The following is a 13,807-nucleotide window of genomic DNA, read 5'->3' as shown; positions in this document are numbered from 1 at the left end:
TGCGGCGCTGGCGCGGTGATCGTTGTGACCGTAGCGGGCGTCGGTGGCAAGGAAACCGGCCGCGACTCAACGAGGTGATCCGGGGAATGCACACCAGTTGAATACGGGTCCCTCTCAGTCGGTGTGCAATGGCAAAACACCGAAACATGTTGCCGCGCAGGGTGCACTGACGCTATCGCGTATCAACCGGCCGGGTATTCCGCGTGGATGTCGCCGCCGAACAATTTCCAGTAGAAGGCGTTCATCTTCGCTGCGGCAGGTGCGTGCCGGGTCAGGATCGCGGCCACGACTGGCGGCACGCCCTCCGGGATGTGGCCAGCGGCGCACTGGAGTACGCACTCATTGCGGGCGACGGGGCCGCCGCTGGTCGGCATCGGTATTCCGCAGACATCGGTCACCAGCCAGTTGACCAGTCGCATAGCGGCGTAGTCGGTGTCATGAGTGGCGTGGCGTTCGGCGAAGTCACGTTCGGCGCGCGACAGGTCGAAATGTGGTGAGGTAGCCAGCCCGAAATCGCTGAGATAGATACGCTCGCCGTCGGCGCGCAGGTTGCCGAAGTGGAAGTCCATGTGCAGCAGCTCCCGATCGTGCAGGAACGTCACAATCTCTGAGAACTCGGGGCGGGTGGCTTCTATATCCCGGGGGCGGCGGTGCTCTCCCGACCGAGTGCCGCGACCGGCGCCTGCCGCTCTTCAACGGCCAGCCCCAACCCCTGCCAACCACGACCCATCGACAGGGCCTGCTTTACGAAACATCAACGAAGTTCACGCGATTCACCCGTCCGGCCTGACCCGTCGGTCCGGGATGGAACGGGAGGCCCTTCGGTGTTTCCCTGAGCTTTGCACCCTGCCGTTACCAGCAACGCACGTCAGAGCGGGGCCGGGCATCGAGCACGCACCCGGAACTCACACAGCCGAAACCAGATCCGGCCCTCCTATCTGCGAGCTCACTCAAATCGTGTGACTTCGTGTCACAACGGCCAGTAGCGGATGTTCTGCACCGCACCAGGTTCCGGCCGCCAGCGCCTCGCGCTGGCCGGTTCGGTCAGCGGCAGAAGAGCGCATTCACCGCACGGTGGCCGGGTGCTGGATCGGGTCTGGAGGTCAGGTAGGTGTGATTGCGTTCGGGCTGAGTCCGATGGACGGACCACCGAGATGGGGTCCTCCAAGCCAGCGGCACCCGATCACGTCCGCGTGACATTTCCGAGATCATTTCGTAATGTATCGGTGACGCGTCCCCAACGATAGCCAGTAGTCAACATTATGCCTGGTCAACACCGCAAACGTCCGGTAGGCCGCAAGCGCGCTCCGCTAACTGTGGTTGTGGCCACGTGTGGCATCGCTGCCATTGTCGCAGTCGTGCTGTGGGTGGCGAGCCCGACCGCTCAACATGCCGCGGTCCAAGCAGCCCCTGCCGCCGCGCCGTCGACGGCACGGCCGGCACCGGCAGCCGCGGCCGAGCAACTACGACCGCCGACCGAGGAATACATCAAACACCTACGCGTCCTGTGTTCGACCGAACTCGCCGGCACCCGACCGCATGTGGCACAGGTGGGCAACTTCCTCGGAAAGATGTTCGGGATCACCGACATCGGCGGTGCTTTGGGCCGTGGCGGCGACGATCACGGCGCCGGTCTGGCAGTCGATTTGATGACATCTGATTCTGCACACGGCGATGCGATCGCCGAATTCGTGCTGGCCAATCAGCAGCGTTTCGGTGTGACCTACGTGATCTGGCGGCAGCGATACAACGACGGCAACGGCTGGTCGTCCATGGAAGACCGTGGGAGCCCGACCGCAAATCACTACGACCACGTGCACGTATCCTTCGCCGCGAATGCCACTGATGTGGACCTACAGTGCTGACCGCCGCCGCACGCCGAACCAAACGCCACCTATGTTCGTCGGTCCCGTGCGTGGCGTCGGCCGGGTGGGCATGGAAGGCCACGACCGTCGCCAACCCTGGTTCGTCAAGTCGCGGCAGACTTCACATCAAGATCTCGCTGCTGTCCCGGTTTCACTGCCACCGACCTCAACGGCTTCCGAGGCGTCCGCACACCACCACAGGGCGCGGCGATCGCGATTCACCTCGCGACCCTGCCCGACGACGGACCAACCGGCGGATTCTTCGACGACGCCGGAACAGTGCCCTGGTGACGGGCACACCCGTGCCAACCGTTCCCGTTCCCGAAGTCGAGCGCCGACGCCTGGTCTCGTCGTAGTAGTGGAACGGAACCTGCCAGGCGATCGACCCGTTGCGGCGGGGTCGCGAGCGGGGTGTGAGCATGAAGTCTCCAGAGCCGATAGGTGCCCTGAGAAGCAGGTTGTGACCGCGTTTTAGTGGAGCGGATGACGGGATTCGAACCCGCGACCCTCACCTTGGCAAGGTGATGCGCTACCAGCTGCGCTACATCCGCATGCGCTTCGTCGGGGTCCGGGAGGGCCGCGACGGCGTGCGTCAAAACTGTAGTCCGTCATCGCGTCCAAATGAAAATCGGACATGCGACGTTGGCGCATCAGGGAGCGCTGCGGTCGGCGAGAGCGGTGAAGAAGGTGGCGTGGTCGGCGGCCCAATCGGCGTAGCTGCGGGGTGCGCGGCCCAGGACTTGGTGGACGTCGTCGGTGAGCGTCGCGTTGCCGCCGGCGCGGACATAGGCTTGGCCGGCCAGTGCTCCGTCGGCGAATTCCGGGGACATGCCTGACGAGATCATGTGTTCGCGCGCAACGTCTTCCGGCACATCGACCACCTCCAGTGGGCGGCCGAGGATTGTCGCCAGTGTGGTGACCTGGTCGGCGCAGGTGAGCAGCGCAGGGCCGGTGAGGGTGTAGATGCGTCCGGAGTGGCCTGGTCTCAGCAAAGCCTCGGCGGCGACTGCGGCGACGTCACGTGGATCGATGACGCCCTGGCTGCCGGTACCGGTGAGATTCGGCACGGGCCGGCCGGATCGGATGGGATCGGCCCAGCTCAACGTGTTGGAGGCGAAGCTGGTCGGACGCAGGATCGTCCATTCGAGACCACTTTCGCGAGCCGCCTGCTCGCCAGGCATATGCCAGGTGCCGACGCGGCCGAGTTGCGGATCGCCGGTGCCGATGGCGGAAAGTTTGACGATCCGGAGCACGCCCGCGTCGCGAGCCGTGCGGACCAGTTCGCGATCGGTTTCGGCGTCGTCGGGGCCGAGGACGCCGACGAGGAAGGCCGCATCCGCGCCGGTCATCGCGGCGGCCATCGAGTCGGGGTCGTGGTAATCGCCCCGGACCACCTCGACCCCGGCGGGCGCCCGCTCCGGATTCCGCGTCACCGCGCGGACCCGCACTCCGCGTGCGGCCAGCTGACGGACAATTTCACTGCCGATGGTGCCCGTGGCACCGGTGATGACGATCATGAGGAGAGCGTGCCGCCGGCGCCACCCCGTTCGATAGGAAATTTCGGCACGGCTTCGGGCGCTGTATCCGGCTGTGCGCTGCTTACAGTGGGTCGGGTGACCATGCAGGTAGACCTGATCGAAGCCACGGTGCCCGCGCCGGAGTCGCTGCGTCCGTGGATCACCGAGCTGGGACGGTTCCCCGCCGCCACCGATGCGTCCCTGCCGTTCACGCATGTGCCGCATGCCGGCACGACGATCGTGCTGCGTGCTGCCGACCGCCCCGACGCATTGGTCCTCGGCCCGCAAACCCGCGCCTCGTACTCCAAGGCGGATAAACCCGCTGGCTGCGCTCGCCTGCGCCTGGCCCCCGGCGCCACCCGCCAACTACTCGGCGTTCCCGCCGCCGAGCTCGCCGATCGTGTCGTCCGCCTCGCCGAGGTCCCCGGCGTCGCCGCCGAATTGGCGAACGAACTCGCCATGCTGCCAGCCGAAGAGGTCCTGCCTTTTCTGGAAGAGGTTCTCCCACAACGGATCTCCGAAGACGCGACACAACGCACCCACCGCGAACTTCTCCGCGATGCGGTAGCCGCCATATCCGCGACGCCAACGGTCCGCGACCTCGCCACCGACCTCGCCGTCAGCGAACGCCAACTACGCAACCTGTTCACCAGCGGAATCGGTATCTCCCCAAAGCATTTCGCCAGGATCGGCCGCGTCCGCCGGATCCTCGTCGATGCGAGCAACACGGAGGCTTCATTGGCCGACGTCGCAGCCGTCCACGGCTACTACGACCAATCCCACATGTCGGCGGACTTCAAAGCACTGATGGGTGTGCCACCGGCCAAGTTCTTCCAGGGAAACGTGCCCGCACCGACCTCGTGCCGGTCTGCCCGACCAACTCAGTGAGTCTTCCGCTGAGCCGCAGCACGACGTCGGGCCATCTCTTCCCGCTCGAGCACCGCGGCCTCGGCGAGGGTGGGCGCACTGCCGCCGAGTCGGGCCGGAACCCAAGGCGCACCCTCGGGCATCGGATAGCCCGTTTGCGCCTGTTCGAGCAATTCGCCCATCCGCGTACGGATTTCGGCGGTCAGGTCCTCGGTCGATTCGGCGGGCGGGATCGGATCGCCGATGCGGATATTGATCGGAAAACGATGGCGGCCGAGCTTTTTGGGGAAACCCTTGGTCCAGATGCGGTGCGCGCCCCATATGACGATCGGAATGATCGGCACGTCCGCGTCGATCGCCATACGAGCCGCGCCGGATTTGAATTCCTTCAGCTCGAAACTGCGGCTGATCGTCGCTTCCGGATAGACCACGACCAGTTCGCCTCCGCGCAACGCCTCGAGGGCGTGCCGGAACGACGCCGCTCCGGCCGCGCGATCGACGCCGATTGCCTTGCAGTGCTTCATGAGAAAGCCGACGATGCCGTGCTCGAGTTCGGCCTTCATCATGAAGCGGACATTGCGCCGCGATTTGCGCCCGACCAGCCCGACCTCCATGAAGTCCAGGTAGGCGGTGTGATTCACGGCGAGTACGGCGCCGCCGATGCGGGGGATCCGGTCCTGGCCGGTGATGTCGATGCGCAGACCCTGCACCGCGAACATCGCGCGAACCAAACCGGTGAGAATGTCATAGACCGGTTCCCGCGACATAGTTCCCCTACAACGAATCCTCGGCTGCCCGGCGCGCCGCCTTCTCCTCGGCTTCGGCGGCATCCATGGCATCAGCTTCTTCGAGAGTAGGCGCACTGCCGCCCAAACGTGCCGGTACCCAGTACGCGCCGGGTTCGTGCACGTAGTCCTGCTGCAGATCCAGCAGCATGGTCTGCATGGTGCCGCGGAGTTGGGCGGTGAGTTCGGCGGCGGGCTCATAGGGCTGGATCGGTGCGCCGACGGCAATGGAGATCGGGGTATTGGTGCGGCCCAGACGCTTCGGGAAGCCCTTGGTCCACACGCGCTGGGCGCCCCAGATGACGATCGGAATGATCGGCACGTCCGCCTCGATCGCCATGCGCGCGGCACCGGATTTGAAAGCCTTGATCTCGAAGCTGCGGCTGATGGTCGCCTCCGGGTAGACGCCGACCAACTCGCCCTTGCGGAGGTACTCGAGTGCCGCCTGGTACGAGTCGGCCCCCGCGGACCGATCGACCGGAATGTGCTTGAGCGCCCGCATGATCGGGCCGGAGATCTTGTTGTCGAACACCTCCTTCTTGGCCATGAAGCGGATGTACCGCTTGGGGGTGCGCACCGGCAGACCCGCGTAGGTGAAGTCCATGTAGCCGGTGTGGTTCACCGCGAGGACGGCGCCACCGCGCGCCGGAATATGTTCAGCGCCCTTGACGCTGAACTTCAAACCTTCGACAAAGAAGACGGTACGGGCAAGCCCGATTATCGTCCGGTAGACGGGTTCCACAATTCCGCTAGCGTAGTCGCTGACTGTCCCATCCGGCAGAGCCGCCGCGACTGCGCGCGTCTGACCCGTCGCTCACCGTCTATGAAAGAGGACCCTCGAAGTGGAACGCGCCCGCCCGATACCGCGTGAACGCGACTGGAAGGACCCGCGCGACCGCGACCGGAGAGGGCTGGTGGCAATCATGGGTGGTCTGGTTCTGACCGGCGCCGTCCTGCTCACCGGCTGTGATTCCGTATCCGGCATTCCCGGCGACGAGCCGGAGCGAACCTCGGGGCCGACTACCAGCACGCAGGCCGCCGCGATCGCGACCACAGCTCCTATGGCCGTGGCGCAGGCGTTCGCGGTGCCGGTCGGCGCGGTCCCCGGCCTGCCCGGGGCGACGGATGCCGTGGCCCGCTTCGGGGCCGCCTTGGCTGGTTCGACACCCGCCGAATTGCGGTCCAAGTGCTGGATGCTGGCTCCGGGCAATGTGGCCGATATGGCCACCGCGCAGACGGCGATCCTCAAAGCCCTCGCACAACCCGCTACCACCACACAGAACACCGTCACCTGGCAGAACGCGGGCACGACCGTCGCCTTCGATCGGGACGAACTCGTGGCAGCCACGAAGAATTCGTCCCAGATCGCCTGCCCATGGGTGGCGCAGGACGGGGCCGACGCCGGACCCAATGAGGCCGATGCCAGGCATACCGTGCGGCGCTATCTGTCCCGCTTCGTCGGCACCCCACTCGATCCCGCCGATAAAGAGGGAACCTACCCACTGGTCTGCAAGGCGAGCCCGGCGAACTGGGACCCGAGCGGAACCGGAAGTCCGACAGCTCCGCCGCTGGCCAACAACCCGGGCAGGCTCACCGGCACCACGAAATTCACCGATCAGGAGATCCGCTCGGAGCGGCTGCGCGCGGGCTACGTCAGCGTCGAGGTTCCGGTCACGAACTCCTCGGGTGTGACGCAGACCCGAACCTTCACCCTGACCGCGGGCAACGAGGGCTACTGCATCGGCGACGTTTCTGCCTAACCACTACCCTTGATGGCTGGTAACCGGTCAGGAGGAACAGCTCGTGCAGATCACCAGCGTCGGACACGCCGGATTCCACATCCGTACCGCGGCCGGGTCGATCCTTTGCGATCCCTGGGTCAACCCCGCGTACTTCGGTTCGTGGTTCCCGTTTCCGGACAACACCCAGCTGGACTGGGACGAGCTGGGCAATTGCGATTTCCTGTACGTCTCGCATCTGCACCGCGACCACTTCGACGCGGCGCACCTGGCGAAGCACGTCAACAAGGACGCGACCGTGCTGCTGCCGGACTACCCGGTGCCGGATCTGAAGCGGGAACTGGAGAAGCTCGGCTTCCACAACTTCTTCGAGACCGAGGATTCGGTGAAGCACCGGGTGGCCGGGCCCGGCGGCGAGATCGACATCATGATCATCGCGCTGCGCGCACCCGCCGACGGACCGATCGGCGACTCCGGGCTGGTCGTCTCCGACGGCGAGACCACCTGTTTCAACATGAACGATGCCCGTCCGGTGGATATGGATGTGCTGCACGCCGCATTCGGGGATATCGATATCCACCTGCTGCAGTACTCCGGCGCGATCTGGTATCCGATGGTCTACGACATTCCGGCGCGGACCAAGTCGAATTTCGGTAAGCAGAAGCGTCAGCGCGGAATGGACCGGGCGCGCAGCTATATCGAGCAGGTCGGCGCCACCTGGGTGGTGCCATCGGCAGGTCCGCCGGTATTCCTCGACGACGAGTTGCGCTACCTCAATGACGATCGCGGCGACGAGGGCAATATCTTCCCGGACCAGATGGTGTTCCTGGAACAGATGAAGATCCACGGCAACGAGGGCGGGATCCTGATGATTCCGGGCTCGGTCGCCGATGTGCGCGGTGCGGAACTCACGCTGACCCATCCGTTCGAGCCGGGCCTGATCTATGACAACAAGGCCGAATACATCGAGTTGATGGCGCAGCGCCTCGCGCCCGTGCTGGCGGCCGAAAAGGCTGCGTGGGCAACTGGTGACGAACGGCTGCTGGAACCGCTGCAGGCACTGTTCGAGCCGATCATGAAGCAGAGCGATCTGATCTGTGACGGGATCGGCTATCCGGTCGGGCTGGTCATCGGTGACGAAACCGTGGTGCTGGACTTCCCCAAGCGGGTGGTGCGCGGGCCGGTCGAGGGGGAAGGCAAGTACCGGTACGGCTTCCGGATCCCGCCGGAGCTGGTGCGCACCGTGCTCCGCGAGGAGGAGCCGGACTGGGTGAACACCATTTTCCTGTCCACCCGATTCCAGGCCTGGCGCATCGGCGGCTACAACGAATTCCTGTATACCTTCTTCAAATGCCTCACCGATGAGCGGATCGCCTACGCGGACGGATGGTTCGCCGAGGCGCACGACGATTCCGCCTCGACGGAATTGGCCGGCTGGGAAGTCCAGCGCCGCTGCCCACACCTGAAGGCGGATCTGTCGAAATTCGGCGTGGTCGAAGGAAATAACCTCACCTGCAATTTGCACGGATGGCAGTGGGACCTGGAATCCGGCCGGTGCAAAACCTCCAAGGGGCATGAGCTGCGCTCGCGCAAGCTCGTCTGAATCCTGGCCCCAGAGGCCTTCTGCCGGCGGTTCTGAAATTCGACGCAATCCAGCCGCTCATGTGCTGGTGGCGACCACTGTGCGCTCCTAGAATCGGGAGCGTCGGGAATAGCGACGATCTTCTCAACGGTCGGTGAGCCAGGTCCGCGCGACGGCTCGCCGGAAGAAGTCACCATGATCACCAACAAGGCGCGCGGCAACGGCACGTGCCGACTAATCGCAAAGGTCGCACTGATCGGGGCGGCGATGACGGTTCCGATGACGGCAGTGGCGGCTCCCGCCATGGCAATGCCGACACCTGGACCCGGTGTCGTACAGACTGATTGCGACTTCGACTTCGACCTCGGCTTCGACACCGGCAAGCCCTGGCACGGCCATGGCAACCCGTGGAAGTTCCACGGGAACCCATGGAAGGGCTGGGGCGGGTGCGGCTGGGGCAACCAGTGGTTCTTCCCTCCGGGCTGGTTCTTCCCCCAGGCTGGTTCGGCAGCAGCTAATCGAACAAATCCGAGCGCCGCGAGATAGATCTCCCGGCGATGTCGGGCATTGCGGTTGCCGTCGCTGGGTGACCCCTGTTCGGGCGCACTGGACATCGGCACCTCGATAGCCGGAACTGCAGGCAGGGACTGCCGTGCCGGAACTTCGAGCGCGGATGCTCAGGTCAGGTTCGCGAACGAGTGGCGACGACGACCGCGACGAAGGTCAGGGCGCAGCCGATTACGGCGGTTGGTGACAGTCCGGCGCCGGTTGGGGTGAGGAGGTCCAGGGTTATCGAGGCCAGCAGTTGGCCTGCTACCGAGGTCAGGCCGAGCAGCAGAACACCGATCCAGCGCACGGTGACGGCGGCGAGGGCGATGAAGGCGACGCCGATGAGTCCGCCCAGATAGAGCCATGGCTCGCTGGGGAATTCGGTCGGCCAGCCGGTGCCGAACAAGATGCAGGCCTCGATGGCGAACAAGGCAGCCGTGCCGACGCCGAAGTTCACCAGGGTGGCGGAGAACGGGCCGCCGACCGCGCCGACGCGACCGTTGACCGCCTGCTGCCAAGCCAGTCCGATTCCGGCGAGCGCGGGCAAGAGGATCAGCGCGGCGGTGGGCCCGGTGCGCAGCCATTCGGGCACCGCCGCGGAACCGACCGGCGCACCAGACCGTCCCGCCGCGGCGAGGATCACTGCGACCAGGGCCAGCGCCGCGCCGCCGACGCGCGAAATTGTGACCGGGGTGCGGCCGTTCGGCGCCAACCCGAGCCGGTCCACCACCAGACTGCTCAGCAGTTGACCGCCGACCGTGGCGACGGTGAAGGCCGTGACGCCGATCGCCGCAACGGTGAGTCCTTGGCACGCAACGAAGAACGCTCCACAGAGCCCACCGAACAACTGCACCGGCCGCAACTCACCACCGGCCACCGCCCGCCGCACCCGCACCAGCCCGTCCCGCAACCGCCGACTGACCGCGAACGCAATCAGCAACACCACCAGACCGAGGCCGAAGCTGATACAGGCAGCCGCGATCCCATCCTGCAACCGCACCCCCAACGCCCCATTGATCCGGCCCTGCACCGCCACCCCGACCCCGATGCAGAACCCGAAGGTCAACCCCACCTTCGCCCGCGCCACCATCCCCGCACCGTACCGCCACCCCCACATCCCCGACCGCGCTACAGCACACCGCGACCCCGCACGGCCGAATCAGACACCCCTTCGCTGGCGATCGCAGCCCCGAATTCGCCCCGCAATGGCCGGACCCTCGAGAGCTCGCGGTGCCGCCACGGCGGCATCGGTCGAAACGGGCCGGAGGCCGACCACCTGGCGCACAGGCCATCGGTTACCCGGCGCGCAGGGTGGTGCGGGCGGCGTAGGTGTCGTGACGAGCGTAGGTGCGGTCGCCCCCGTTGCGAGCGATGGAGCCGCGAACCAGGCGGGCGCGGATTCGGGCTCCGAGTCGTTCTTGGAAGCGGGTGGCGCCGGGGATGAGTTGGCGCGGCACTTCCAATGCGCCGTTGACCACGGCGGTGGCCATGACGGCGCTCTGGAAGAATTTGCTGTTCTCCAGGCCGAGGAAATCGGAGTTGGTCGGGCCGAGGACGATTCGGCTGTAGGCGACCATATAACTGGTGATCACGCGGCGGATCAGACGCTGAGCTGCGGTGTCGGTGCCGATGAACAGGCCACCCGCAGCTGGTACCAGGGCCTGGGCCAAGCGGCGGGAGTCCTCGTCGGGAATGAATTCGGTATCGGCCAGGATCCAGAATGCGCGCCAGGTATCGGTTTCATTGGTCGGCAGGATTTCGGTGTCGATGCCGAGCAGGAAGCCGACATAGCGCCAGAGCTGGAATACGGCGTCCTTCTCCTGCGCCGAGAAGCGCAGGCCGAGCGCCTGTGCGCCAACCAGATTCGCCATCGAGAACAGCCCGAGCGTGCCGACGGTGAGCACCTGGTTGACCGGATGGTCCCAGGCTTCGTAATCCCAATCGGGACGTCGATTCATACCCGCCCGAACCAGCGCGTGCATCAGCCGCACTCGCAGCACACTCTTGTAGCCGACCTGATTGCGTTGCAGTCCACCGGGAGTCGTGACATCCAGCCACCACTGGGTGGTTTCGGCCAGGCGGCGCGGGGCCATGGCGTCGAGGTCGCCGGTGCCGACCAGTATCTTATCCGCGCGGGCGGCCAGATAGCCCCCCATCAGCGCGAACATGCCCATCGCGATGCCGCCCCAGACGCTGGTGCGTTCCACCACCCGGGCACCGCGGTCGATCTTGGTGCGGTCCAGCCAGTACGGGTCCGTCTCGACCCGACCGAAGAATGCCGTCAACTCGGCGGGCGCCTCCGGCACCGCATCGATACCGCGTTCCACGGCCATCTCGAACATCCGCCGACCCTCGCCGACCGGAAGCCGCTTGAACATCGCGACCACATCGTCCGCGAGTGGATCCCCGACCTGCGTGAACCGACGGAACGCATCCCGCTGCGCGGCGGTGCAGCGCAGATCGCCGGGCGCCAGCACCGGCACCGCGTACCGGAACGGGAACTCCGTGAACAGCGGCGGAGTGGGCAGGAGCTGGTTGTCATGCGTCATTGCATTTCACCCATCGCAAGAGAGGTTCGCGCCCGGGCCGAGCACATTCTGACAAGACCGTCTCACAAATTCGAATATCTGGCAAGAATCTATGCCAGAATGGAGCCCAATGGCTACTACCTCGCGGTCCTACGGCGGCATACCGATCGAACAGCGCCGCGCCCGCCGCCGCGCCGCACTGCTGGACGCCGCGCAGGAAATCATCGGGACCTCGGGATTCGCCAAGCTCACCGTCTCCGGACTGTGCACCCGGGCCAAACTCTCCGAGCGCTACTACTACGAGAGCTTCAGCGACCTCGACACCGTGTTCAGCGACTTGTTCGAGCGCATCGTCGACGAAATCGGCCAGGCCGTGGTCACCGCATTCATGGAGACCGATGCCGACATCCGCGCCAAGACGCGAGCAGCCATCGCCGCGGCCGTCGACCTGATCGCCGACGATCCACGCAGGGCCCGCATCGTCACCGTCGAGGCGCAGCTGAATCCGGCGCTGCTGATGCGCCGGGCCGAGGTGATGCACTCGTTCGCGGGCATCATGATGGCGGTCTGCGCCGAGGAGATCGGTGCCGATATCGTCGAAAGTGCCGGTGACCAAGCAGAATTCGCCGCCACCCACCTGCTCGGCGGGCTATGGGAGACCACCAACAGCTGGCTGGCGGGCACCCTCGCGATATCCCGCGACACGCTGATCGACCGCTCCACCGATCAGTTCCTGCTGACCGCGACCCATCTCATCGAACTGACGAGCGGGTGATGGTGCCGCCCGTCGGCAGCGGTGTTACGCGAGATACCTACGAATCGGACTTCCGACGCGGCAGCGAGGACGGAATCAGCAGGGCTATCGCGAGCATGGATGCTCCCAGCAGCGCGACCGTTGTCGACATCGACAGCCACAGCGTCGCGACCGCGGCGAAACCGAATACCGCCAGCGCGATAACCTCCGAGGCGAGTCCGGACACCGAAGTGACCGTCGCACGTGCCGGACCTTCGATCGCGTCCTGCAACCGAGCGCCCGCCACAACACTGGCGTTGTAGACGATGCCGTAGGAAACACCGATCGCCGTAAATCCCACGCCCGCAAGCACATACACCGCACCCGGCCAGCGGACGGCGAGACCGGCGACCACCGCGCCGCCGACGAACAGCACACCACCCAGCGCCACCGCGATCGCCATGGCGCGCGCCGACATGCCCTCGGTGCGCCCCGCCATCACCGAACCCACCAGCGAACCGACAACCGTGATACCGACCAGCACCGGCACTACCGCCGTCTGTACCCCGACCTCCTGGGCGAGCAAGGCGAAGTACTCGTCGAAGGCCGTAACCCCGGACAGCAGCGCCCCCAATGCCACGCCATTACGCACGGCACGCACCCGAATCGCCTCCCCCACACCGGTTCGCAGCATGTTCAGATACGTAGCGAACGGCCGTGATTCCGTCGAGATCGACGCAGCGATGTGGACACCTGGCGATCCGGAATCGGCTGCCAGCGCTGGTCGTCGCCGAAGGGGTCCGTCCGCCGCCACGCTCCCACGCTGCGCCGGACCCTGTGCACTGTCACGATCCAACTGCCCAGCGGCAGCGACCACCCGGGACGCGCTCGACTCCTTTACCGCGACCTCGCGAGTTGGGGCAACCACGATCTCGGGCGAGCCAGCCGAATCATCCAGATCCTCGACCGCCGCGGCCGATACAGCCTTCGGCGCGCTCGGCAACGACAGCCCGAGCAGAGTATGCACCGCCGCGAACGCCACGCTGCACCAGCCGAGCAACGGATAGCCGCCCCAGATATACAACGGCGTTGCGGCGAGGATCGCGATCACGATCGCGGCTTCCGATGCCGCCCTGGCATATCCGATGATGCGCGGATACGCCCGCTGCTCGTTCCGGGCAACGAGCTCGTCATAGAGCAATGCCTCGAACGTCCCCGACACCAGCGCGCCCGAGGTGCCCCAGAGCACGAAGCCGGCCGCGAAACCCAGGTAAGTCGGCAGCACAGTCCAGCAGGTGAAACCGGCGGTCAGCAGCACACCGCTCGTTACCAACAGCCCACGCCGCGACACCGTATCGGCCCAGGCACCCGATGGCACCTCGAACAGGAAGGCGGTCGCCGACCACATCGCCAGCAACGAAGAGATCTGCCCGGTGCTCAAACCATGATCGGCGAACAGCACCGCATACAGCGCATACAGCGGAATGAGATCACCGATGCCCTTGAAGAGCACCGCTCGCACCGTAAGCGCGCGCACATCGATCCCGCCGGTCCGCGACCTATCGAATCAATAGCCGTAGATAAGCAAACGCATACCGTCAGCCTGACGACCCGCCCCCGAGCACGTCAAGCGATTTTCCGG

General features: G+C 65.7%; 13 protein-coding genes and 1 tRNA gene. 6 read left to right on the top strand and 8 right to left on the bottom strand.

Translation table 11 applies throughout. The annotated features are described in order from the left end of the window. Positions 1-182 precede the first annotated feature (182 nt). Positions 183-602 (bottom strand): hypothetical protein, encoded by a 420-nt coding sequence (locus ACQPYR_RS00685; RefSeq protein ID WP_433626325.1) that lies wholly within the window; start codon positions 600-602, stop codon positions 183-185. 756 nt (positions 603-1,358) lie between these two features. On the opposite strand from ACQPYR_RS00685, the gene ACQPYR_RS00680 reads away from it, so the two are divergent. Then, the gene (locus tag ACQPYR_RS00680; protein ID WP_433626322.1) at positions 1,359-1,865 is read left to right on the top strand and encodes a hypothetical protein; all 507 of its coding nucleotides are present in this window, start codon (positions 1,359-1,361) and stop codon (positions 1,863-1,865) included. 475 nt (positions 1,866-2,340) lie between these two features. Here ACQPYR_RS00680 and ACQPYR_RS00675 read toward each other — a convergent pair. Beyond that, positions 2,341-2,416: transfer RNA gene (locus tag ACQPYR_RS00675), tRNA-Gly, on the bottom strand. 99 nt (positions 2,417-2,515) lie between these two features. Then, the gene (locus ACQPYR_RS00670; RefSeq protein WP_433626319.1) at positions 2,516-3,382 is read right to left on the bottom strand and encodes an NAD(P)H-binding protein; all 867 of its coding nucleotides are present in this window, start codon (positions 3,380-3,382) and stop codon (positions 2,516-2,518) included. A gap of 102 nt (positions 3,383-3,484) precedes the next feature. On the opposite strand from ACQPYR_RS00670, the gene ACQPYR_RS00665 reads away from it, so the two are divergent. Beyond that, entirely contained in the window at positions 3,485-4,270 is a 786-nt protein-coding gene (locus tag ACQPYR_RS00665) for a helix-turn-helix domain-containing protein (protein ID WP_433635425.1), read from the top strand. Here ACQPYR_RS00665 and ACQPYR_RS00660 read toward each other — a convergent pair. Both ACQPYR_RS00660 and ACQPYR_RS00655 read right to left on the bottom strand, forming a co-directional pair. After that, positions 4,264-5,016 carry a lysophospholipid acyltransferase family protein gene (locus tag ACQPYR_RS00660; protein ID WP_433626316.1) on the bottom strand — a complete coding sequence of 251 codons (753 nt, stop codon included), beginning with the start codon at positions 5,014-5,016 and terminating at the stop codon, positions 4,264-4,266. The two genes, ACQPYR_RS00665 and ACQPYR_RS00660, sit on opposite strands and share 7 nt — an antisense overlap. A 7-nt stretch (positions 5,017-5,023) precedes the next feature. Then, positions 5,024-5,776 carry a lysophospholipid acyltransferase family protein gene (locus ACQPYR_RS00655; RefSeq protein ID WP_433626313.1) on the bottom strand — a complete coding sequence of 251 codons (753 nt, stop codon included), beginning with the start codon at positions 5,774-5,776 and terminating at the stop codon, positions 5,024-5,026. 181 nt (positions 5,777-5,957) lie between these two features. On the opposite strand from ACQPYR_RS00655, the gene ACQPYR_RS00650 reads away from it, so the two are divergent. The 3 genes from ACQPYR_RS00650 (at position 5,958) to ACQPYR_RS00640 (ending at position 8,901) form a co-directional block, all read left to right on the top strand. Then, on the top strand, positions 5,958-6,794 hold the full coding sequence (locus ACQPYR_RS00650) for a hypothetical protein (protein WP_433626310.1): 837 nt from the start codon (positions 5,958-5,960) through the stop codon (positions 6,792-6,794). Between the two features lie 43 nt (positions 6,795-6,837). Continuing rightward, complete coding sequence (locus ACQPYR_RS00645) at positions 6,838-8,376, top strand: Rieske 2Fe-2S domain-containing protein (protein WP_433626307.1); 1,539 nt, start codon at positions 6,838-6,840, stop codon at positions 8,374-8,376. A gap of 174 nt (positions 8,377-8,550) precedes the next feature. Further along, entirely contained in the window at positions 8,551-8,901 is a 351-nt protein-coding gene (locus tag ACQPYR_RS00640) for a hypothetical protein (RefSeq protein WP_433626305.1), read from the top strand. Positions 8,902-9,037: 136 nt separating this feature from the next. Here ACQPYR_RS00640 and ACQPYR_RS00635 read toward each other — a convergent pair whose 3' ends face one another. Both ACQPYR_RS00635 and ACQPYR_RS00630 read right to left on the bottom strand, forming a co-directional pair. Then, complete coding sequence (locus ACQPYR_RS00635) at positions 9,038-9,994, bottom strand: DMT family transporter (RefSeq protein WP_433626302.1); 957 nt, start codon at positions 9,992-9,994, stop codon at positions 9,038-9,040. A gap of 205 nt (positions 9,995-10,199) precedes the next feature. Then, positions 10,200-11,453 carry an oxygenase MpaB family protein gene (locus ACQPYR_RS00630; RefSeq protein WP_433626300.1) on the bottom strand — a complete coding sequence of 418 codons (1,254 nt, stop codon included), beginning with the start codon at positions 11,451-11,453 and terminating at the stop codon, positions 10,200-10,202. A gap of 109 nt (positions 11,454-11,562) precedes the next feature. On the opposite strand from ACQPYR_RS00630, the gene ACQPYR_RS00625 reads away from it, so the two are divergent. Beyond that, a complete protein-coding gene (locus tag ACQPYR_RS00625; protein WP_433626298.1) occupies positions 11,563-12,207 on the top strand; it encodes a TetR/AcrR family transcriptional regulator in 645 nt (214 codons plus the stop codon). 37 nt (positions 12,208-12,244) lie between these two features. Here ACQPYR_RS00625 and ACQPYR_RS00620 read toward each other — a convergent pair whose 3' ends face one another. Further along, positions 12,245-13,678, bottom strand: coding sequence for an MFS transporter (locus ACQPYR_RS00620; RefSeq protein WP_433626295.1), 1,434 nt, complete (start codon positions 13,676-13,678; stop codon positions 12,245-12,247). Positions 13,679-13,807: the final 129 nt, after the last annotated feature.

Source organism: Nocardia sp. CA-120079 (assembly GCF_050955745.1).
Classification (GTDB): Bacteria; Actinomycetota; Actinomycetes; order Mycobacteriales; family Mycobacteriaceae; genus Nocardia.
This window is presented reverse-complemented; position numbering and strand designations above follow the sequence as displayed.

Excerpts from the sequence above, each read along its gene's own strand:
- ACQPYR_RS00670 (WP_433626319.1), bottom strand. The coding sequence starts at position 3,382 with ATGATCGTCATCACCGGTGCCACGGGCACCATCGGCAGTGAAATTGTC.
- ACQPYR_RS00665 (WP_433635425.1), top strand. The coding sequence starts at position 3,485 with ATGCAGGTAGACCTGATCGAAGCCACGGTGCCCGCGCCGGAGTCGCTG.
- ACQPYR_RS00660 (WP_433626316.1), bottom strand. The coding sequence starts at position 5,016 with ATGTCGCGGGAACCGGTCTATGACATTCTCACCGGTTTGGTTCGCGCG.
- ACQPYR_RS00650 (WP_433626310.1), top strand. The coding sequence starts at position 5,958 with ATGGGTGGTCTGGTTCTGACCGGCGCCGTCCTGCTCACCGGCTGTGAT.
- ACQPYR_RS00640 (WP_433626305.1), top strand. The coding sequence starts at position 8,551 with ATGATCACCAACAAGGCGCGCGGCAACGGCACGTGCCGACTAATCGCA.
- ACQPYR_RS00635 (WP_433626302.1), bottom strand. The coding sequence starts at position 9,994 with ATGGTGGCGCGGGCGAAGGTGGGGTTGACCTTCGGGTTCTGCATCGGG.
- ACQPYR_RS00630 (WP_433626300.1), bottom strand. The coding sequence starts at position 11,453 with ATGACGCATGACAACCAGCTCCTGCCCACTCCGCCGCTGTTCACGGAG.
- ACQPYR_RS00625 (WP_433626298.1), top strand. The coding sequence starts at position 11,563 with ATGGCTACTACCTCGCGGTCCTACGGCGGCATACCGATCGAACAGCGC.